Source organism: Endozoicomonas sp. G2_2 (genome assembly GCF_017744135.1).
Classification (GTDB): Bacteria; Pseudomonadota; Gammaproteobacteria; order Nevskiales; family Salinisphaeraceae; genus Salinisphaera.
In genome coordinates, this window is the sequence record NZ_JAGHQU010000002.1 from 354560 (window position 1) to 373957 (window position 19398).

A 19398-nucleotide genomic window follows, 5' to 3' on the forward strand; every position below is an offset into this window, starting at 1 on the left:
CCCGCCACGCCAGCGGCGGTCAGATCATGAGACCGTCGAAATTCATCTGACGGGCGCCCGCGGCCCGCGCGACCGGCGCAAAACTGCGCCGATGAATGGGCGTGACGCCCTGCGCCTCGATCGCGGCGCGGTGCGTTGCCGTGCCGTAGCCCTTGTGTTGCGCAAAGCCGTAGCCGGGATAGACGTCGTCATAGGCGACCATCTGCCGATCACGCGCGACCTTGGCGATGATCGACGCCGCGCTGATGGCCGGCACATGGCCGTCGCCGCCGATCACGGTGCGTAGCGGGCGCGCGAGTGGCGGCGCCTGATTGCCGTCGACCCAGGCGGCCGCTGGCGTCAAATGCAGCGCGGCGACCGCCCGCTGCATCGCGAGCAGGCTGGCCTGGAGAATGTTGAGGCGGTCGATTTCTTCCGGCGACGCCTCGGCGATCGCATAAGCAAGCGCGCGTGCGCGGATCTTTTCATCCAGGCGCTCACGATCGACTGCGCTGAGCGCCTTGGAATCCGTCAGCCCGCGCGGCAACGGCCGCGGCGCCAGGATGACTGCAGCCGCCACGACCGGCCCGGCCAGCGGCCCGCGCCCGACCTCGTCGACACCGGCAACGAGCGGACAGGCAAAACGCGTGGTTCGGCGAGCGCGAGCGCTCATCGTCGCGCCGCCACCAGGTCGGCGACGGCCCGCGCCGCGCGCCGGTCCGCATCGAGGGCAAGCTGTTCGTGGATCGAATCGAAGGCATCGGTCTGCTGCTGGCGTGCGGTCGAGGACTGCAACAGCCGGAACACCCAGGGGCCGATCATCTCCGCGCGCGCATCGGTCTGCAGAAACTCGGGTACCAGGGCCCGTCCCGCCAGCAGGTTGGGCATGCTCACATGCTCGATCTTGATCAGGTCGAGGCCGCGAGCAATGGCGTAATTCGTCTGCGAGAGCATATAGGCGACCACCATCGGCGTCTTCGCCAGCAGTGCCTCGAGCGTGGCGGTGCCGGATGCGAGCAGCAGCACGTCGACCGCGCGCATCGCTTCGCGCGAACGTCCGTCGATCAGCGTGATATCCAGATCATTACCGGCGTCACGAAGCTGCGCTTCGAACAGGGCACGCATCCGCGGATTCGCCATGGGCGCAACGAAGCGCAGGCCCGGCCGGCGTCGCTGCAGCCAGCGCGCGGTCTCGATGAACAATGGGCCGAGGCGGCGAACCTCGGCGCCCCGACTGCCCGGCAGCAGTCCCACGAGCGCGTCGTTCGCGGGCAGCGCCAGCGCGGTTCTCGCGGCCGCGCTGTCGGGGTGTAGCGGCAATTCGTTCGCCAGCGGGTGGCCCACGAAGGTCACCGGAATATCGAAACGACGGAAGAACGCCTCTTCGAAAGGAAAGATCGCGAGCAGCAGATCGACCGCCTTGCGAATACTCCGGGTGCGCCCCTGCCGCCACGCCCATGCGGTCGGACAGACGTAGTGCACGGTGGTCACACCGCACCGCCGCAGGCGCATCTCCAAGGCCGTATTGAAGGCCGGCGCATCGATACCGATGAACGCCGCGACATCGCGACCGCGCACATGGTTGAACAGCTGCCGGCGCAGCCTGAGCAGACGCGGAATCTCGCCCACCACCTCGCTGACGCCGAACAGCGACAACTGTTCGATATCCGCCAGCGACGTGCAGCCCTCGGCGCGCATGAGCGGGCCGGTAACGCCTTCGAAGCGCGCCGCCGGGTAGTGCTGGCGCAGCGCGCGCATCAGTCCGGCACCAAGCGCGTCGCCGGACTGCTCGCCGGCGACGATCACGAACAGGGGCGCGTCGGTGGCCATGCCGGCGCGTCCGTGCGCTAGCGAATGATGCCGCGTTCGGCCTGCTCCAGCGACTCCAGCATCAGCTGCACCGAGGCGCTCGACTGGGCCGGTTCCCGCAACGCATCGCGGGCCTGTTCCAGGCGCAGTTTGGATCGGTAGATGGTGCGGTAAGCGCGCTTGGCCGCGGCGACCTCTTCTTCGCTGTAGCCGCGACGACGCATGCCGACCGAATTGATGCCGTGCGGCACCGCGGGTGCCCCGGCCGAGCGCACGAATGCCGGTACGTCCTGCTGTACGCCGCTGCAGTACGCGAGGAACGCCATCGTCCCGACGCGCCGGAACTGATAGACCAGCGCAAAACCGGCGAGGATGCAGTAATCCCCGATACGGACATGGCCGGCCAGGCTTGCGCCGTTGGCCATGGTGATGCCGTTACCGAGCACACAATCGTGCGCGACGTGGGTATAGGCCATCAGCAGATTGTCGTCGCCGATGATCGTTTCGCTCTGATCGATCGTGGTGCCGCGGTGCACGCTGCAGTATTCGCGGAAGGTGTTGCGGTCGCCGATCGTCAGCCGCGTCGGTTCGCCGGCGTATACGCGATGCTGCGGTTCCGCACCGAGCGAAACGAACTGGAAGACGTTGTTCTCGTGCCCGATCGTCGTGTGGCCTGAAATGACCACGTGCGGACCGATCCGCGAACCGGCGCCGATCTTTACGTGCGGCCCGATGACGCTGAACGGGCCGATATCGACATCGTCTGCGATCTGCGCTTCGGGGTGGACCTGGGCGCTGGGATCAATTGGCATCTGCGGCCTCCGGCTGCTCGTCCGGCTTCGCGGGAATCGCCATCAACTGGGCGCGACAGGCGAGTTCATCACCGACCCAGGCCTCGGCATCGAAGCGCCAGATCCGCTTCTTGGCCGAACCGATCACAATCTTCAGCAGCAGCTGATCGCCCGGCACGACCTGGCGCTTGAAGCGCGCCTTGTCGATGCCGGCGAAATACACGATGGTGCCATCCGCCGAGTTCACCGTGCGCATGCCCAGGATGAGCCCGGCCTGCGCGAGCGCTTCCAGAATCAACACACCCGGCATCACCGGATGGCCCGGAAAATGCCCGGGGAAGAACGGCTCGTTGATGGTGACGTTCTTGATTGCGGTGATCGACTGGCCGGGTTCGCATTCGAGCACGCGGTCCACCAGCAGGAAGGGGAACCGGTGCGGCACCATGCGCATGATGGCCCGGATGTCGTCTTGCTCGCTCATTCACTGATCTCCACTGGAGGGGGCATCCCGCTCGACGCGCCGAAGCCGTTGCTCGATCCGGTCGAGCTGACGGAACAGCGCCAGACGCTTGCGCCATGTCCCTGCCGGCATGGCGCGAAAGGTTGACGAGTATACCCCGCTGTCTTCTATGTTCTTCGGAACCTGGCTGGCCGCCGTGATGATCACGCCATCGGTGATGCTCACATGATCGCCGATACCGACACCGCCACCGATCATGCAGTTCGCGCCGATCGTGCAGGAACCGGCGATCCCGGTACAGCCTGCGATCACGGTATGCGCACCGATCGCGCAGTTGTGTCCGATATGCACCTGGTTGTCGATCTTCACGCCCGGCGCGATTCGGGTGTCTTCGAGCGCGCCGCGGTCGATGGTGGTGCCGGCACCGATCTCGACGTCGTCGCCGATCTCGACACCCCCCATCTGTGGAATCGCCTCCCAGCCGCCGCCGTTGTGCACGAGCCCGAAGCCACGCGCACCGATCACGGCGTTCGGCTCGACGCTCACACGCTCGCCGAGCCGCACATTGTCGCCAATGCTGCAGTTGCTCGCGATCGTGGATTGCGCGCCGATACGGCAACCGGCGCCCACCACCGTGTTCGCACCGATGACCACCCCGGCTTCGACAGTGCTGCCCGCGCCGATGACCGCATGGGGGCCGATATGCGCCTCGGCGTGCACATCGGCGGATGACTCGACCACGCTGGCCGGGTGAATGCCCGGCCGCGGGCGATCGCGCTCGAAAAGCGCTGCGATGCGCGCAAAGGCCAGCCGGGGTTGATCGGCCACAAGCACGGGCAGCGCGCTCGCATCGACGAGCGATTCGGGCACGATCACGGCCGCCGCCGCACTCTCGGCAAGCGCTTGGCTGTTGGCCGCACCTTCGGCAAACGCAATGCAGCCGGCACGGCCCGGCGTGAGCGCGCAGACACCCGATATCGGGGTGTCGCCCGTGCCACGCGGGCACTCGAGGTCGAAACGTTCGGCCAGCGCGGCCAGCGTGAGCGCGGCCTCGGGCTGCGACACCATGCGGCTAGCCGCCCTTCAATTCGGCAAGAATCTCGTCGGTGACGTCCACGGCATCGCTGGTATAAAGCACGCCGTCGCCCAAAATCAGGTCATAGCCGTTATCGTCGGCGTACTGATCGATGACCTCGAGAATGTCGGCGCGCATCTGGTCGAATTCCTTCTGTTCGGCGTCGCTGACGTCGTCGTTGTATTTGCTGCGCTGCATCTGCAGTTCGCGCTGGCGGTCGCGAATGTCGCTCTGCAGGCTTTCGCGATCACCCTCGCTCATCACAGAGCCATCCTGGGACAAACGATCCATGTCCTGGCGCAGCGCATTGGACTGTGCCTCGAGCTCGTTCTTGCGCTTGGCAAACTGGCTGGCCATGCTCGTCTTGGCACGGGCGGCCTGCGGCGACTCACTCACCACACGGGCCACGTCCACCACGCCGATCCGCAACGCTTGTGGCGCGGCCTCGCCCTGGCCGGCCGTAGCGTCCGCGGCTTCCTGGGCCATTGCCGCCGGGCCGGCCAGGCCGAGCAGGACGACCACGAATGCGCGTTTGAGCGGTAGGTAAGTCATGCGACCTCGCTTGATCGTCTGTCGTACCGGCGACCGCCTATAGCCCGACACCGAAGGAGAACTGGAAGCGGTCGACCTCGTCGTCTTCCTCGCCGTCGACGTAAGCGGCATAACTCACACGCAGCAGACCGAAGAACGGCGTGAACCAGTAGAAGGCGACACCCGCCGACTTGCGCAGTTCCGACGCTTCGAAGGCGCTCGCGTCCTCATAGACGTTACCGATGTCGTAGAACGCGGTAAGACGTGTCGACTTGTTGTCGGACTCGAGGAACGTCGGGATGACCAGCTCGCTCTGCAGCGTGGTCAGGAACTGGCCACCGTAGGGGTTATCGAACGAGTCGCGCGGGCCGAGGCCACCGTTGGAGAAGCCGCGCACCGAGCGCGCGCCGCCGGCAAAGAAGTTGTCGTACGGCGGTACGTCCTCGCCCTCGCCCCAGACATCGGTCTGTGCGACGCGGCCATCCATGGACAGCACGACCTTGTCGGACAGGCCGGGCACCCACGAGCCGATACGGAAATAGCGCTCGTGCTCGATGCTGCTGTCGTAGTACTCGAGGTCCGAGCCCGGCCCCTTGATATTGAATTCGAATTCGGTGTTCGAACCGCGTGTCGCGAAGAAGGTGCGGTTGCGCGTATCGCGCTGCCAGCCGGTCTGCAGTTCGTAAGTGGTGGCTTCCCTGCCGTTTTCGTCGATGAACTCACGCAGTTCGTCCGACAGCCTGTCTTCGCCATCACGATTGACCGCGGAATTGATCTCGTTGCGTTCGACGCCGAGACCGGCGCGCAGCTGCGAGTACTCGGTGATCGGCAGGCCGAACGTAACCGCGCCGCCGACCGAGTTCAAATCGAAGCCCGAACCGATGCGAATAAGCTGGTCGGTGTTGCGATAGAACGCCGAAATCGTGCGCGACACGCCCTCGTCGGTGAAGTACGGGTCGGTCCAGCTCGCGCCGACGCTCTTGGCGTAGTCGTTGGTCTCGGCACGCAGGCTCACGCGGTTGCCGGTACCGCGGAAGTTGCTGTGCGACACGCTGCCGTTGACGAGAAAGCCCTGCGCGTCCGAAAAGCCCACGCCGAACTGCAACGTACCGGCGGCGCGCTCGCTGACGTCATAGTCGACATCGACGAGATCTTCGCTGCCGGCCACCTTGTCGGTGTTGACCTGCACATCCTGGATATAGGGCAGACGGGCGAGACGGGTGCGCGAGCGCTCGACGCCGCGACGCGAGAATGGCGCGCCTTCGAACTGGCGCATCTCGCGACGCAGCGTTTCGTCGTTGGTCTTTTCGTTGCCGTTGAACGTGATCTGGCGCACGTAGGCACGCTTGCCGGGATCGATGAAGAAGGTGAGATCGACGGTCTTGCTCTCTTCATCGACCCTGGTGAGCGGGTCCACGTCGGCAAACGCATAGCCGAAATCGGCCAGGCCGGAGCTGATCGCGTCCGCCGAGGCGTCGACGTCGCTGCGCGAGAAGATCTGGCCACCCTCCACGGTCACGAGTCGCTGCAGGCTGGTCTGCGGCACGATCATGTCGCCGGCGAACTCGTAGTCGTTGATCGTGTACTGGTCGCCCTCGTCGACATTGATCGTGAGGAAGATGTTGCGCTTGTCCGGCGACAGCGACACCTGAATCGAGGACACGTTGAAACGGATATAGCCGCGGTTCTGGTAGAAGGAGTTCAGCGATTCGAGATCGCCGAGCAGCTTTTCTCGCGAGTAGCGGTCGCGGCTGCGCCAGAACGTCAGCGGCCGCGTGTAGGCCGGCGAGCTGGCCTGCAGTTCGAAGACATCCTGCAACTCCTCATCGGTGAAGTTCTCGTTGCCGATGATGTTGATGTCCTTGATGGAGGCGACCTCGCCCTCCTTGACCGTGATGTCGATGGCGACCCGGTTGTTGCCCAGATCCTCGACCTCGGTATCGATCGCCACGCTGTAGTAGCCGTTGGCGTAGTACTGCCGGCGCAGTTCCTGCTCGAGCTGGTCGACGAGCGACCGCTTATAGAGCTCGCCCTGTGCCAGGCCCTGATCGGCCAGCGCTTCCTTGAGCTGGTCGCCACCGATGTTCTTGTTGCCCTCGATGGTGAAGCGCGCGATCTCGGGACGCTCGGTCACGTCGACGACAAGCGTGTTGCCTTCGCGCTCGAGCGTGACGTTCTCGAACAGCCCGGTTTCATAGAGCGCGCGAATGGATTGCTGCGCTCGGGCTTCGGTGAGCCGATCCCCGACCGAAAGCGGCAGATAGGTCAGCACGGTGCCGGCTTCGAGGCGCTGCACACCCACGACCCGCACATCCGACACCTGGAAGTTGTAGCCGGACTGGCTGGACTGACTCGGTACGGACTGATTCTGAGCCCACGCGCTCACGGCAAAAAGACACAGGAGCACGGCGAACGCGCGCATCAGAAATACAGGCATATATAAAGCTCCGCTACCCGAGCAAGCGCAGGATATCGTTGTAAAAAGCCAGGGTCATCAACATCAGCAGTGCGACCATGCCCATCTGCTGTCCGGCGACCTGAACGGCCTCCGAGAGAGGCCGGCCCCTTATCCATTCGATCGAATAATACAGAAGATGCCCCCCGTCTAACACCGGAATGGGCAGAAGGTTGAGTACCGCAAGGCTCACGCTGACCAGGGCCAGGAAGCCGACAAACGCCTCGACGCCGATGCTCGCGGTCTGTCCGGCGTAGTTGGCGATCTGGATCGGACCACTCACGTTGCGCCAGGACACGTCACCGGTGACCATGCGTGCCATCAGGCGCACCGTCAGCGCGGACACTTCCCAGGTCTTGGACACGGCGGCCGGTACCGCGGCCAGCGGGCCCAGCTGGCGCGTCGTGCGCATCGCTTCCCATGCTTCACCGTCGACGCCGATCTGCGCGCCGAGGCGACCGACGGGCTCGCCGGCCTCGTTCTCGGCTGCCGCCAGGGTTACAGGCACTTCCTGCCGACGACCGTCGCGCGCGATGGCCAGCGTGACGCGTTCGCCCGGCTGTGCCTTGATCCGATCGACCAGGCCTTGCGGCGAGTCGACGCTTTCGCCATTGACGGCGAGCACCTCATCGCCGGCCTGAAGCTGCGCGGCTTCGGCTGCCGAGCCCGGCACCACACGGGCAATCAAAGGCGTTGCCGGCGGCTGATACGGCGCCAGACCGAGGCGGTCGAAAAGTTTTTCGGGATCGGCCGGCACACCACGCAGGTCGAGCGACACGTCGCGCGCCATGCCATCGTCTCCGCGCACGGAAAGATCCACCGCCTGACCGTCGAGGCCGCGCTCGATCAGTGTCAGCCGCAGATCCTGCCAGTCGCCGATCGCGCGGTCGTCGATCGCCACGATCTCATCGCCGGCACGCAATCCGGCCGCGTTTGCCAACGTGCCGTCGGGCGCACTGGCGATCATGGGTTTGATGCCGGCCACGCCAATCATGAACACGAGCCAGTAGGCCACGATGGCAAAAAGAAAATTCACCCCCGGCCCCGCCGCCACGATGGCGATGCGCCGCCACGGGTGCTGGCGATTGAAGGCGTACGGCTTGTCGGCTTCGGCCACTTCGCCTTCGCGCTCGTCGAGCATCTTCACGTAGCCGCCCAGGGGAATCGCCGACAGCCAGTATTCGATGCCGCTCTGCCGGCCCGTGAAGCCCCACACACGTCGACCGAAGCCAATCGAATAGCGAAGCACTTTCACGCCGAGGCGCCGCGCGACCCAGAAGTGGCCGTACTCGTGAATCGCCACCAGCAGGCCGATCGAGACGATGAACGCGGGCACTGACATCAGCCAGTCGGACATGGACTACTGCTCTCCAGACGCGGGGTTGGCGCAAACGGTATCGGCGTTGTAGACCGCAGAAAATGGTGGGCGATCCGCAAGCCGCCGATCGCGGCGATGTGTGACCGCAATACTACGTGATCGGTGCCAGGCGCGATGCCAACGCTTTGGCTAGACCGCGGACGGCAACCAGTGCAAGCCGGCAACGAACCACGGTGCGGCGGCGAGCACACTGTCCAGGCGATCCAGCACGCCGCCGTGCCCCGGAAAGAGCGTGCCGCTGTCCTTGATCCCGGCATGACGTTTGAACATGCTGATGCTCAGATCACCGACGACCGAAATAATCGCCACCCAACCGCCAAGAAACATGAATGCGATCAGGCGATCACCGCTGTAGCCCAGCAGCCATGCGCCCGCCCCGGCGAACAGCATCGCGGCCACGAAGCCGCCAACCGCGCCCTCGCGCGTCTTGCCGGGGCTGACCGCAGGCGCGAGCTTGTGCCGGCCCAGCATGCGCCCGGCGAAGTAGGCACCCGTATCCGCGGCCCAAACCAGGAAGAAGAACGTGAGCAGCAGCAGCGGCCCCTGGTCGCTCTGGTGCAGATAGGTTACCGCTGCGACCGGGGCAACCAGCACGATCAGCCCGACCGCGACGCCGACCGCCGTGCGCCCCATGGTCTCGGCCCAGCCGCGGGGAAAGCGCGCGATCCAGTAGATCGCGACCAGCCACCACAGGCAGGCCGCGCCGACGAGCAGATTGTCGGCGGCCACGAGCCAGAGCTGCGTACGCACCAGCGCGAACAAGAAGATGAGCAGTGCCACGGCCAGCGTGAGCACAATGCGGCCGGTATCCGTCAGACGCATCAAGCCGCCCCATTCCCATGCACCAAGCAGCATGAGCAGGGCGAACACGAGCGTAATTACCGCGGTCGGCAGAAACAGCATGCCGAGAACGGCCAGTGGCACGACCGCCAGGGCGGTGGCGATACGGGTCGAGAGCATGGGAGTCAGCCGCCGGGTGCCGCAGCCTGCGGCAGACGCCCGAAGCGCCGCTGGCGGTGGGCGAACCAGTCGACCGCCTCGCTCAGGCTGGCCTTGTCGAAGTCGGGCCAGAGTTCGTCGGAAAAATACAGTTCGCTGTACGCCAGATCCCAGAGCAGGAAGTTGCTCACGCGGCGCTCGCCGCCCGTGCGGATGAACAGATCGGGCGCGCCAAGCGCCGACAGCGACATGTGCTCGCCGAAACAGGATTCATCGATATCGTCCGGCGCGATCTCGCCCGCCGCGCACGCCCGGGCGATGCGGCATGTCGCCTGGACGATATCCCACCGCCCGCCGTAATCGATCGCGATCACGAGGTTGAGTGCTGCGTTGTCGCGGGTGCGCTCTTCAGCCTGCGCCATCTCGCGCTGCAGCGCATCCGAAAAATGCGAACGCTCGCCGATGAAGCTCAGGCGCACGCCGTTGTCGTGCAGCGAGCCGATCTCGCGGCGGATGGTTCGCCGGAACAGATCGAGCAATAGCCGGACCTCGGCTCGCGGGCGTTGCCAGTTCTCGCTGGAAAATGCGAACAACGTCAGCGTTTTAAGGCCTATTTCTCGAGCCGTTTCGACAATATCGCGCGCAGCACGCGCACCCGACCGGTGCCCGGCCGCGCGCGGCATGCCGCGCTGGCTGGCCCAGCGGCCGTTGCCGTCCATGATGATGGCGACGTGTTCGGGAACACTCATACGCGAAGCGCCTGTCACTCGTTCGCGGTCTGTGTTCAGACCGTCATGATCTCCTGCTCCTTTTCTTCGAGCAGGCTGTCGATACGGTCGATATGCTTGTCGGTGAGCTGCTGGATACGCGTTTCGCCACCGTGCTGATCGTCGGCACTGATCTCCTTTTCGTTGACCAGCTCCTTGAGCGTGGAGTTCGCGTCACGCCGAATGTTGCGCACCGCCACGCGGCCATCCTCGGCTTCGGCGCGGATCACCTTCACCAGATCCTTGCGGCGGTCCTCGGTAAGCGGCGGCAGAACCACGCGGATCACCTGACCAGCGGTCGAGGGATTCAGGCCGAGATCGGCGGTCATGATCGCCTTCTCGATCGGCTGAACCATGGTCTTTTCCCACGGCTGAATGGTGATCGTGCGCGCATCCTCGAGCGCGACGTTGGCCGCCTGATTGAGCGGCACCTCTGCGCCGTAGTAGTCCACGGTCACATGATCGAGCAGGCTGGTGCTCGCCCGGCCGGTGCGAATCTTGCTGAAGTTCTCGCGCATGACGCTGATGGTCTTGTCCATGCGCTGCTGCGCGTCGCTGTAAATCTCGTCAATCATCCGTTTGCTCTCGTCGTATCGTTGTCGACCAGCGTGCCGACGTCATCCTCGCCAGAGACGATCCGCTTGAGATCGCCCGCGCGGTTGATGTCGAACACCCGCAGCGGCATGCCGTTGTCGCGGCAGAGCACGATTGCGGTCGTATCCATGACGGTCAGCCGCTGGTCAATGACTTCGTCGTAGGTAAGGTGCGTATAGCGTTTCGCACTGCTGTCGCGCATCGGATCCGCGCTGTAGATGCCGTCGACCTTCGTGGCCTTGAGCATGAGATCGGCATTGATCTCGATCGCCCGCAAGCTGGCCGCGGAATCCGTGGTGAAAAACGGATTGCCCGTACCTGCGGCAAAGATCACCACGCGGCTTTTTTCCAGGTGGCGGATCGCGCGGCGGCGAATGTAGTCCTCGCAGACCTGATTGATGCGAATGGCGGACATCACCCGGGCCGTCATGCCGGCGTGCTCGATGGCGTCCTGCAATCCGAGCGCATTGATCACCGTGGCGAGCATGCCCATCTGGTCGCCGGTCACGCGGTCCATGCCGCGGCCAGCGAGGCCGACGCCACGGAAGATATTGCCGCCGCCCACCACCAGTGCGACCTGCACACCGGATTCGATCAGTTCCTTGATCTCCGCGGCGAGCCGTTCCACGACGTCGGCGGAGATGCCGTAGTCGGCCTGGCCCATGAGGGCTTCGCCGCTGAGCTTCAGCAGTATGCGTTTATAGGTGGGCTTGGACTTGGTCATCGAGTGGCGCGAACGTGCAACGACATGAAGGCGGCTCCTGGCCGGCGAAGATAACTCAGCTGCCTGTCGGCATCATACCGGCAGGCCAAAAAAAAGCCGGCTGCCTGAGCAGCCGGCCGTGTTGCCCTCAGGCTGTTTTTTCGGCTTGCGCCTTGACCTCGGCAGCGAAGTCTTCCTGTTTCTTCTCGATGCCCTCGCCGACTTCGATACGGGCATAGTCGATGATGGTCGCGTTCTGCTGCTTGCAGAGCTTTTCCACCGTCATGTCCGGGTCCTTGACGAAAGGCTGCCCCATGAGCGTGATTTCGCCCAGGAACTTGCGCAGCCGGCCTTCGACCATCTTCTCGATGATCTCCTCCGGCTTGCCGCTGTCACGCGCCTGCGCCATGAGCAGCTCTTTTTCGGCGTCCCGACGCTCCTGCGGCACATCGTCGGCCGACAGATGCGCCGGCGCGGTCGCGGCCACATGCATGGCCAGATCGCGCGCCAGCGCGTCCTCGCCACCGGCCACGGCAACGGCGCTGCCGATGCGCGAACCGTGCATGTAGACGTCCAGCCTGCCTTCGCCGGCTTCGATGCGACGGAAACGACGGATGGTGATGTTCTCGCCCAGCGTGGCGACCAGCGCACGGCGCTTGGCGTCCAGGCTTTCGCCGTCGATCTCGATTTCGGCCAGCGCATCGACATCGGCCGGGCCGTTGTCGAGCGCGGCCTGCGCCGCCATTTCCGCGAAGCCGACGAAATCGTCGTTCTTGCCGACGAAATCGGTTTCGCAGTTCACTTCGAGCAGGATCGCAACGCTGCGATCGCTGGACAGGGCCGTCGCCACGCGACCTTCGGCCGCGACACGGCCGGCCTTCTTGTCGGCCTTGGCCAGGCCTTCACGACGCATGTTGTCGGCCGCGGCATCGATGTCGCCGTCGGTCGCCGTGAGTGCCTTCTTGCACTCCATCATGCCGGCGCCGGTGCGTTCCCGCAGCTCTTTAACCAGAGCAGCACTAATAGCCATGATTCGTTCTCCGCAAAATGAGGTAACGGCCACGCCGGCCCGAACGATACCGGGCCGGCGCGGCTGGAATTACTTGTCCGACGGCTTCGCGTCGGCGTCTTCCGGGTTCTCCGACGGCACGGCGGCCACATCGCCCAGCGACGCGGTCGCGGTCGGCTCGGACTCGCCCTGCGATTCCTGGATCACGGAATTCTGGGTCGCTTCGCTCGCGGCTTCGTTCTGAGCCGGCTTTCCGGGCTCGTGGGAAGCGCCCTGCTCCTGGAGCTCGATCATCTCGTCGTCCTGGCCGGTGAATTCGCCCTTGCTGCCACGACCGGCAAGCACGGCGTCGGCGACCATCTCGGTGTAGATGCGGATCGCACGAATCGCGTCGTCATTGCCCGGAATGACCACGTCGATGTTGTCCGGCGAGCAGTTGGTGTCGACCACGGCCACGACCGGAATGCCCAGCTTGCGCGCTTCGTCGACAGCGATCTTCTCGAAGCCGACGTCGATCACGAACAGCGCGTCGGGCAGGCTGGTCATTTCCTTGATACCGCCGATACCGCGCTCGAGCTTGTCGCGCTCGCGATACAGATCGAGAGCTTCGCGCTTGTTGAGCTTGCGGATGGAGCCGTCCTCGATCATCTGCTCGAGATCGTGCAGACGCTGGATGGAGTTCTTGACCGTCTTGAAGTTGGTGAGCATGCCGCCCAGCCAACGGTGGTTCACGAACGGCATGCCGGCACGACGGGCCTGCTTGCCCACCGCCTCGCGCGCCGCGCGCTTGGTGCCCACAAACATGATGTTGCCGCCGTTGGCGGACAGGCGACTGATATAGTTGTAGGCATCCTTGAAGAGCGGCAGGGTCTCTTCGAGGTTGATGATATGAATCTTGTTGCGATGGCCGAAGATATAAGGGGCCATCTTGGGATTCCAGTAACGGGTGCGGTGGCCGAAATGAACCCCCGCCTCGAGCAACTGGCGCATGCTGATCTGACTCATGGATTGTCTCCGGGTTGTGGCTTACGCGCATCCCATGAAACAACCGGCCTGCGTCCCGCAGGCTGGCACCCCGTTTCATGTGTCGATACACGTGCGGATTTTCGATATCGAATTCGGTCGAAAATCGACCGTTTACGTCGCGTTGATCGCGGCGCATTGCCGCGAACGCGAGCGGTTTATACCATAGCGGCCCTCGCCAGGCCAGCACCGGCCGATTTTCAAACCGACATTTTCCCGGACTCGCAAGGACGAACGACGCATGAGCGTGACCATCAAGACGCCCGAAGAACAGGACAAGATGCGCGAGGCCGGACGGCTCGCCGCGCAGGTCCTGGACATGATCACGCCCTATGTAACGCCCGGCGTGACCACCGACGAACTCAACACCCGCTGCCACGACTTCATGGTCGACGAGCTCGGCACGACACCGGCGCCGCTCAATTACCACGGTTTTCCCAAGTCGATCTGCACCTCGGTGAATCATGTGGTCTGCCACGGCATCCCCGGAGAGAAGGCGCTCAAGAAAGGCGACGCGGTCAATATCGACATCACGCTCATCAAGGACGGCTATCACGGCGACAGCTCTCGCATGTATTTCGCGGGTGAACCCTCGATCAAGGCCCGTCGTCTGTCGGACATCGCGGAAGCCGCGCTCTACAAGGGCATCGACGTCGTGCGCCCCGGGGCAACGCTGGGTGATATCGGCGCCGCCATCCAGGCATTCGTCGAGTCGCGTCGCGCCTCCGTGGTACGCGAGTATTGCGGCCATGGTATCGGGCTGGGCTTTCATGAGGAGCCGCAGGTTCTTCACTACGGCAAGGCCGGCACCGGGCTGCGTCTGGAAGCCGGAATGACATTCACGATCGAGCCGATGGTCAACGCGGGCAAGCGCCATGTGAAGGTGCTGCCGGATGGCTGGACCGTGGTCACCAAGGATCATTCGCTGTCGGCGCAGTGGGAACACACCATTCTCGTTACCGAGGATGGCGCCGAGATCCTCACGCCCAGCCAGCTGGCCTCCTGAGTGGCTAGTCGCCCTGCCGACCGGCCGCGCAGCCGAACCGGCCCACGCGACTGGCGCGCGTTCCTCGACAGTGTCGCCGGTATCGACCCGTCATCGATACAGGCGGCACGCGACAAGCTCAACGAGGGGCGCGCGCGCATCGAGGAAAGCTTTCGCGACGGTGCCCACGTCGATGCCCTGGTGGGCGCTCGCAGCGCGCTGGTCGACGCCATCCTGATCAATGCCTGGGACGGGCTCGTCGACACGAACGACGCCTGCCTGGTGGCCGTCGGCGGCTACGGCCGCGGCGAACTGTTGCCGCATTCCGATATCGACCTGCTGATTCTCTACCGCGATGGCACGCTCGATGCCGTCGGCCCGGCGCTCGAGCGCTTTCTGACCCATCTATGGGATATTGGGCTCGAAGTCGGTCACAGCGTGCGTTCGCCGGCCGAGTGCGCGCAACTGGCCAGCGATGACATCACGATCATGACCAATCTGATGGAGTCGCGCGCGCTCGCCGGCGATGCGGCGCTGTTTGCGGCCATGCGCGCCGCGACCTCTGTCGAGCACATCTGGTCGTCCGCGGCATTCTTCAAGGCGAAGGTCGATGAGCAGCAGGCACGCCATGCCCGTTATGACGAGACGGCCTACAAGCTCGAGCCGAACACGAAGGAGTCGCCGGGCGGACTGCGCGATATCCAGACCATCGCCTGGGTCGCCAAGCGCCAGTTCGCCGCCCACACGCTGGACGGCCTCGTCGACTACGGGTTTCTCAGCGATCGCGAGTTCACCGAGCTCAAGCGCGGCCAGGCATTTCTATGGCGGGTGCGTTTTGCCCTGCATACCCTGACTGATCGCGCCGAAGACCGGCTGCTGTTCGATCACCAGATCCAGGTTGCCCAGATGCTCGGCTACGAAGACGAGCAGAACAGCCTGGCGGTTGAGCAGTTCATGCAGCGATATTATCGCAATATCAAGGCATTGACGGCTCTTAACGACATTCTGCTTCAACTGTTCTCGGAAGCCATTCTCCACTACGGGGAAAGCGAACGACCGCGCGCCATCAATGAGCGCTTTCAGTCGCGTCACGGCTTCATCGAGGTCACGGGCGACGATGTGTTCGTGAACACACCGAGCGCGCTGCTCGAGATCTTCTATCTCATGCAGACGCGCCCACGCCTGACCGGCATTCGCGCGCATACGCTGCGCCTCATGCGTCGCGATCGACACCTGATCGACAAGAACTTCCGTTCATCAATCCATTGCCGCCGACTTTTTACCGAGATTCTGCGCCAGCGCAGCGGCGTCACCCGAGCGCTGCGGCGCATGAACCGGTACGGAATTCTCGGCCGTTATCTACCGAATTTCCGCAAGATCATCGGGCGCATGCAGTACGACCTGTTCCATACGCTCACGGTCGACGAACACACGCTGTTCGTGATTCGCAATCTGCGACGCCTGGTGCTCCCTCGGTTCCGGCACGAACTGCCCTTTGCGAGCGAGCTCATGCAGTCGCTCAACAAGCCGCAGATTCTCTATATCGCCGGATTGATGCACGATATCGCCAAGGGCCGTGGTGGCGATCATTCAGAGCTCGGGGCGAAGGACGCACTGGAGTTCTGCCGGGATCACGGCATCTCGTCGGACGACACCGACCTCGTGTGCTGGCTGGTTCGCCAGCACCTGCTGATGTCGATGACCGCGCAACGCCGTGATATCAACGACGTACAGGTGGTTAATGAGTTCGCACGTGAAGTCGGCAGTCGCGAGCGTCTGGATCGATTGTTCTTGCTCACGGTCTGCGATATCCGCGCCACCAACCCGAATTTGTGGAATTCGTGGAAGGAAAGCCTGCTGGTGGACCTGTACACCAGCACGCGTCGAGCGCTCGAGCGCGGCCTCGACGACCCGCTCAACGAGGCCGAGCTGATTGCCGAGACGCGCAGTGCCGCGGCGGCCATGCTCACGCGAACGCGCGTGAACACGCCGCTGTTCAAGGTGGTCTGGGCGCGTTTCGAGCCGGACTACTTCCTGCGTCACAGCCCGGAAGAGATCGCGCGTCAGACCCGCGCGATCGTCACCCACGACGGAGACGGCCCGCTGGTCACGCTCGCAGAGATCACGGACCAGGGCAGCACGCTGTTCGTCTACAGCCGGGACCGCAACTATCTGTTCGGCGTGGCCACCGGCGTGCTCGCGCAGCTCGGCCTGTCGATTCTCGACGCCCGTATCAACACCACGAGCGACGACTACACGCTCGACACCTACGTGATCTGCGAAAGCGGCGGCCAGCCGATCACGGATGCATTCCGCCGGCGCGAGATCGAAGACACGGTACGGGCGGCGATCGCAGACCCCGCGGTCGAGAGCATCGACGTCACCCGTCGGGCCTCGCGGCGCAGTCGCTACTTCAATGTGCCCACGCAGATCTATTTCAGCGAAGCCACCGAGCGGGCCTGCACGGTCATGGAAGTCGTGACCGCCGATCGGCCAGGCCTGCTGTCCATTATCGGTGACATGTTCTATCGATTCGGCATTCTGCTGGAGACCGCAAAGATCGCGACCATCGGCGAACGGGCCGAGGACGTGTTCTTCATCACCGACCGCGAGCACGAACCCATTCGCGACCGCGACATGCGCTCACGCATACGTGAAGCGTTGACCACGGAACTCGACAAGAACGGCCCATGAATCCACGACTCGACGCGCTCCAGCCTTATCCTTTCGAGCGGCTGGCGACGCTGCTGCGCGAGATTCGCGCCAACCCCGATCGCGATCCGATCTCCCTGGCGATCGGCGAACCCCAGCATCCGCCAGCCCGAGTGGCCTGTGAAGCGCTGGCTGCCGAACTTGGCGGCGTTGCCCACTACCCGCCCACGAAAGGCAGCGAAGCGCTGCGCGCCGCGATCGCCGAATGGCTCACCCTTCGCTTCAACATCGATCGCCAGGCGATTGACGATAAAAGACATATCCTGCCGGCGGCGGGTACACGAGAAGCATTGTTCTCGTTCGCTCAGGCGGTAGTGGATTCGCACAAGCCGGGGGCTGCCGTGGCCATGCCCAATCCCGGTTACCAGATCTACGAAGGCGCTGCACTGCTCGCAGGCGCCGAGCCGCTGTATCTGCCCTGCCAGCCGGAAACCGGTTTTCTGGCAGATCTGGACGCCCTCGCGCCGCATGACTGGGATCGCGTCCAGTTGTTGTATCTATGCTCGCCCGGCAACCCCACCGGCGCAGTCGCCGACCGCGATTACCTGCAGCGCGCGCTCGCGCTCGCGGATAAGCACGACTTCGTGATCGCATCCGACGAGTGCTACAGCGAAATCTATGCCGACGAATCCGCCCCGCCGCCGGGTCTCCTGGATGTCGCGCACACTCAGGGGCGCGCCGACTTCGAGCGCTGTATCGTTTTTCACAGCCTGTCCAAGCGGTCGAACCTGCCGGGCTTGCGCTCGGGGTTTGTCGCCGGCGACGGCCGTGTGCTGCAAGAGTTTCTACGCTATCGCACCTATCACGGCGCAACGCTGGGCAATCATGTGCAGGCAGCGAGCATCGCGGCCTGGCGCGACGAGGATCATGTGCGGGAAAATCGCGCGCGCTATCGCGAGAAGTACGATGCAGTGATGCCGCTGATCGAGTCGCTGTGCGAAGTCACCCGCCCCCAGGGCTCGTTCTATCTCTGGCCGCGATTCGACGCCAGCGACGAGTCCCTGACCGTGGCGGCGTTACGCGACGAAAATCTGAAGGTGGTGCCGGGACGTTATCTCGCCCGCGCGGTGGGCGGCGTCAACCCGGGCGAAAATCGCCTGCGTCTGTCGCTGGTTGCCCAGACCCATGATTGTGTGGAAGCCGTGCAACGCCTCGCCCGTGTCTGCGCGACGGTCGCCGCATAGGCGCGATTGCCGCACCCCTCGGCACCCAAACGCGGGGCGTTGTCGGCGGCTGTTTCCGAAGTGGCGCCTCGTCGCCGCGCGGCGCGGCATGAAATAACGACAGGCCCTGGGTTAAACTCCGCGGCCGAAAACACATCCGGATTCACGCGCGAACCACGGTTCGCAAGGGAGCACAGTCATGGCTGACACGCAGCAGATCATCGAAGACGCATTCGAAAACCGCGCCGACATTTCCCCGGACAGCGCCGACGAGAGCGTGCGTGACGCGGTTCAGAGTGCGCTCGACCTGCTCGATTCCGGCGAGGCACGGGTCGCCGAGCCGACAAGCGATGGCTGGGTCGTCAACGAATGGCTCAAGAAGGCCGTGCTGCTGTCGTTCCGGCTGCGCGACAACGAGCCCATCGACGGCGCGCATACCCGCTATTTCGACAAGGTGCCGGCCAAGTATGCCCATTTCGACGCGGATGATTTCAAGCGCCAGGGCGCACGTATCGTGCCGCCGGCCATGGTCCGCCGCGGTGCGCATATCGCGCCGAATGCCGTGATCATGCCGAGCTATGTGAATATCGGCGCCTATGTCGGCAGCGGCACCATGATCGACACCTGGGCCACTGTCGGCTCCTGTGCCCAGGTCGGCGAGAACGTGCATCTGTCCGGTGGTGCCGGACTGGGCGGCGTACTCGAGCCGCTGCAGGCGGCGCCGACGATCGTTGAAGACAACTGCTTCATCGGCGCGCGCTCCGAGATCGTGGAAGGCGTGCGCGTGGGCCGCGGCTCGGTGATCTCCATGGGCGTGTTCATTGGCGCCTCGACCCCGATCTACGACCGCGAAACCGATCAGATCCTGCACGGCGAAGTGCCGGCCGGTTCGGTCGTCGTCGCCGGCAGCCTGCCGCGCGACAACGGACGCTACAGCATTACCGCCGCGATCATCGTCAAGAAGGTCGACGAGAGCACGCGGTCCAAGGTCGGCATCAACGAGCTGCTGCGCAGCGCCTGAACGG

General features: G+C 64.3%; 17 protein-coding genes and 1 pseudogene. 4 read left to right on the forward strand and 14 right to left on the reverse strand.

The window, feature by feature from the left end; translation table 11 throughout:
* Positions 1 to 19: 19 nt before the first annotated feature.
* The 14 genes and pseudogenes from rnhB to rpsB all read right to left on the reverse strand — a co-directional run.
* Positions 20 to 652: a ribonuclease HII gene (rnhB, locus tag J7355_RS03815; protein ID WP_209060057.1), complete on the reverse strand. Its 633-nt coding sequence runs from the start codon at positions 650 to 652 to the stop codon at positions 20 to 22.
* A complete protein-coding gene (gene lpxB / locus J7355_RS03820; protein ID WP_209060058.1) occupies positions 649 to 1809 on the reverse strand; it encodes a lipid-A-disaccharide synthase in 1161 nt (386 codons plus the stop codon). Before lpxB ends, rnhB begins: the two co-directional genes overlap by 4 nt.
* 17 nt (positions 1810 to 1826) lie before the next feature.
* On the reverse strand, positions 1827 to 2600 hold the full coding sequence (lpxA, locus tag J7355_RS03825; RefSeq protein WP_209060060.1) for an acyl-ACP--UDP-N-acetylglucosamine O-acyltransferase: 774 nt from the start codon (positions 2598 to 2600) through the stop codon (positions 1827 to 1829).
* Positions 2590 to 3060 (reverse strand): 3-hydroxyacyl-ACP dehydratase FabZ, encoded by a 471-nt coding sequence (fabZ, locus tag J7355_RS03830; RefSeq protein ID WP_209060062.1) that lies wholly within the window; start codon positions 3058 to 3060, stop codon positions 2590 to 2592. Before fabZ ends, lpxA begins: the two co-directional genes overlap by 11 nt.
* Complete coding sequence (lpxD, locus tag J7355_RS03835; protein ID WP_209060063.1) at positions 3061 to 4107, reverse strand: UDP-3-O-(3-hydroxymyristoyl)glucosamine N-acyltransferase; 1047 nt, start codon at positions 4105 to 4107, stop codon at positions 3061 to 3063.
* Positions 4108 to 4111: 4 nt separating this feature from the next.
* Positions 4112 to 4666, reverse strand: a complete 555-nt coding sequence (locus J7355_RS03840; RefSeq protein WP_209060065.1) for an OmpH family outer membrane protein — start codon at positions 4664 to 4666, stop codon at positions 4112 to 4114.
* Positions 4667 to 4703: 37 nt separating this feature from the next.
* The gene (gene bamA / locus J7355_RS03845) at positions 4704 to 7082 is read right to left on the reverse strand and encodes an outer membrane protein assembly factor BamA (protein ID WP_209060067.1); all 2379 of its coding nucleotides are present in this window, start codon (positions 7080 to 7082) and stop codon (positions 4704 to 4706) included.
* 13 nt (positions 7083 to 7095) lie between these two features.
* Complete coding sequence (rseP, locus tag J7355_RS03850; protein WP_209060069.1) at positions 7096 to 8457, reverse strand: RIP metalloprotease RseP; 1362 nt, start codon at positions 8455 to 8457, stop codon at positions 7096 to 7098.
* Positions 8458 to 8607: 150 nt separating this feature from the next.
* Positions 8608 to 9438 carry a phosphatidate cytidylyltransferase gene (locus J7355_RS03855; protein ID WP_209060071.1) on the reverse strand — a complete coding sequence of 277 codons (831 nt, stop codon included), beginning with the start codon at positions 9436 to 9438 and terminating at the stop codon, positions 8608 to 8610.
* A 5-nt stretch (positions 9439 to 9443) separates the two neighbouring features.
* Positions 9444 to 10166 (reverse strand): polyprenyl diphosphate synthase, encoded by a 723-nt coding sequence (gene uppS / locus J7355_RS03860; protein WP_209060072.1) that lies wholly within the window; start codon positions 10164 to 10166, stop codon positions 9444 to 9446.
* A gap of 35 nt (positions 10167 to 10201) precedes the next feature.
* Positions 10202 to 10759 (reverse strand): ribosome recycling factor, encoded by a 558-nt coding sequence (gene frr / locus J7355_RS03865; RefSeq protein ID WP_209060073.1) that lies wholly within the window; start codon positions 10757 to 10759, stop codon positions 10202 to 10204.
* Complete coding sequence (pyrH, locus tag J7355_RS03870; RefSeq protein ID WP_209060074.1) at positions 10756 to 11502, reverse strand: UMP kinase; 747 nt, start codon at positions 11500 to 11502, stop codon at positions 10756 to 10758. The genes frr and pyrH overlap by 4 nt, the downstream gene beginning before the upstream one ends.
* A 127-nt stretch (positions 11503 to 11629) precedes the next feature.
* A complete protein-coding gene (gene tsf / locus J7355_RS03875) occupies positions 11630 to 12514 on the reverse strand; it encodes a translation elongation factor Ts (protein WP_209060176.1) in 885 nt (294 codons plus the stop codon).
* A gap of 240 nt (positions 12515 to 12754) precedes the next feature.
* Positions 12755 to 13495, reverse strand: a pseudogene (gene rpsB / locus J7355_RS03880) (30S ribosomal protein S2); the annotation flags it as partial.
* 259 nt (positions 13496 to 13754) lie between these two features.
* Between rpsB and map the strand changes: the two are divergent.
* From map to dapD, 4 genes are all read left to right on the forward strand, one after another.
* Positions 13755 to 14519, forward strand: a complete 765-nt coding sequence (gene map / locus J7355_RS03885; RefSeq protein WP_209060076.1) for a type I methionyl aminopeptidase — start codon at positions 13755 to 13757, stop codon at positions 14517 to 14519.
* Positions 14520 to 17192 (forward strand): [protein-PII] uridylyltransferase, encoded by a 2673-nt coding sequence (gene glnD / locus J7355_RS03890; RefSeq protein WP_209060077.1) that lies wholly within the window; start codon positions 14520 to 14522, stop codon positions 17190 to 17192. It abuts the gene before it with no gap.
* Positions 17189 to 18394 carry a succinyldiaminopimelate transaminase gene (gene dapC, locus J7355_RS03895; RefSeq protein ID WP_209060079.1) on the forward strand — a complete coding sequence of 402 codons (1206 nt, stop codon included), beginning with the start codon at positions 17189 to 17191 and terminating at the stop codon, positions 18392 to 18394. Before glnD ends, dapC begins: the two co-directional genes overlap by 4 nt.
* Before the next feature lie 178 nt (positions 18395 to 18572).
* Entirely contained in the window at positions 18573 to 19394 is an 822-nt protein-coding gene (dapD, locus tag J7355_RS03900; RefSeq protein WP_209060081.1) for a 2,3,4,5-tetrahydropyridine-2,6-dicarboxylate N-succinyltransferase, read from the forward strand.
* The last annotated feature ends 4 nt before the right edge of the window (positions 19395 to 19398 follow it).

Excerpts from the sequence above, each read along its gene's own strand:
- frr (WP_209060073.1), bottom strand. The coding sequence starts at position 10,759 with ATGATTGACGAGATTTACAGCGACGCGCAGCAGCGCATGGACAAGACC.
- J7355_RS03855 (WP_209060071.1), bottom strand. The coding sequence starts at position 9,438 with ATGCTCTCGACCCGTATCGCCACCGCCCTGGCGGTCGTGCCACTGGCC.
- lpxB (WP_209060058.1), bottom strand. The coding sequence starts at position 1,809 with ATGGCCACCGACGCGCCCCTGTTCGTGATCGTCGCCGGCGAGCAGTCC.
- bamA (WP_209060067.1), bottom strand. The coding sequence starts at position 7,082 with ATGCCTGTATTTCTGATGCGCGCGTTCGCCGTGCTCCTGTGTCTTTTT.
- fabZ (WP_209060062.1), bottom strand. The coding sequence starts at position 3,060 with ATGAGCGAGCAAGACGACATCCGGGCCATCATGCGCATGGTGCCGCAC.
- map (WP_209060076.1), top strand. The coding sequence starts at position 13,755 with ATGAGCGTGACCATCAAGACGCCCGAAGAACAGGACAAGATGCGCGAG.
- uppS (WP_209060072.1), bottom strand. The coding sequence starts at position 10,166 with ATGAGTGTTCCCGAACACGTCGCCATCATCATGGACGGCAACGGCCGC.
- dapD (WP_209060081.1), top strand. The coding sequence starts at position 18,573 with ATGGCTGACACGCAGCAGATCATCGAAGACGCATTCGAAAACCGCGCC.
- dapC (WP_209060079.1), top strand. The coding sequence starts at position 17,189 with ATGAATCCACGACTCGACGCGCTCCAGCCTTATCCTTTCGAGCGGCTG.
- J7355_RS03840 (WP_209060065.1), bottom strand. The coding sequence starts at position 4,666 with ATGACTTACCTACCGCTCAAACGCGCATTCGTGGTCGTCCTGCTCGGC.
- rseP (WP_209060069.1), bottom strand. The coding sequence starts at position 8,457 with ATGTCCGACTGGCTGATGTCAGTGCCCGCGTTCATCGTCTCGATCGGC.
- lpxA (WP_209060060.1), bottom strand. The coding sequence starts at position 2,600 with ATGCCAATTGATCCCAGCGCCCAGGTCCACCCCGAAGCGCAGATCGCA.
- lpxD (WP_209060063.1), bottom strand. The coding sequence starts at position 4,107 with ATGGTGTCGCAGCCCGAGGCCGCGCTCACGCTGGCCGCGCTGGCCGAA.
- pyrH (WP_209060074.1), bottom strand. The coding sequence starts at position 11,502 with ATGACCAAGTCCAAGCCCACCTATAAACGCATACTGCTGAAGCTCAGC.
- rnhB (WP_209060057.1), bottom strand. The coding sequence starts at position 652 with ATGAGCGCTCGCGCTCGCCGAACCACGCGTTTTGCCTGTCCGCTCGTT.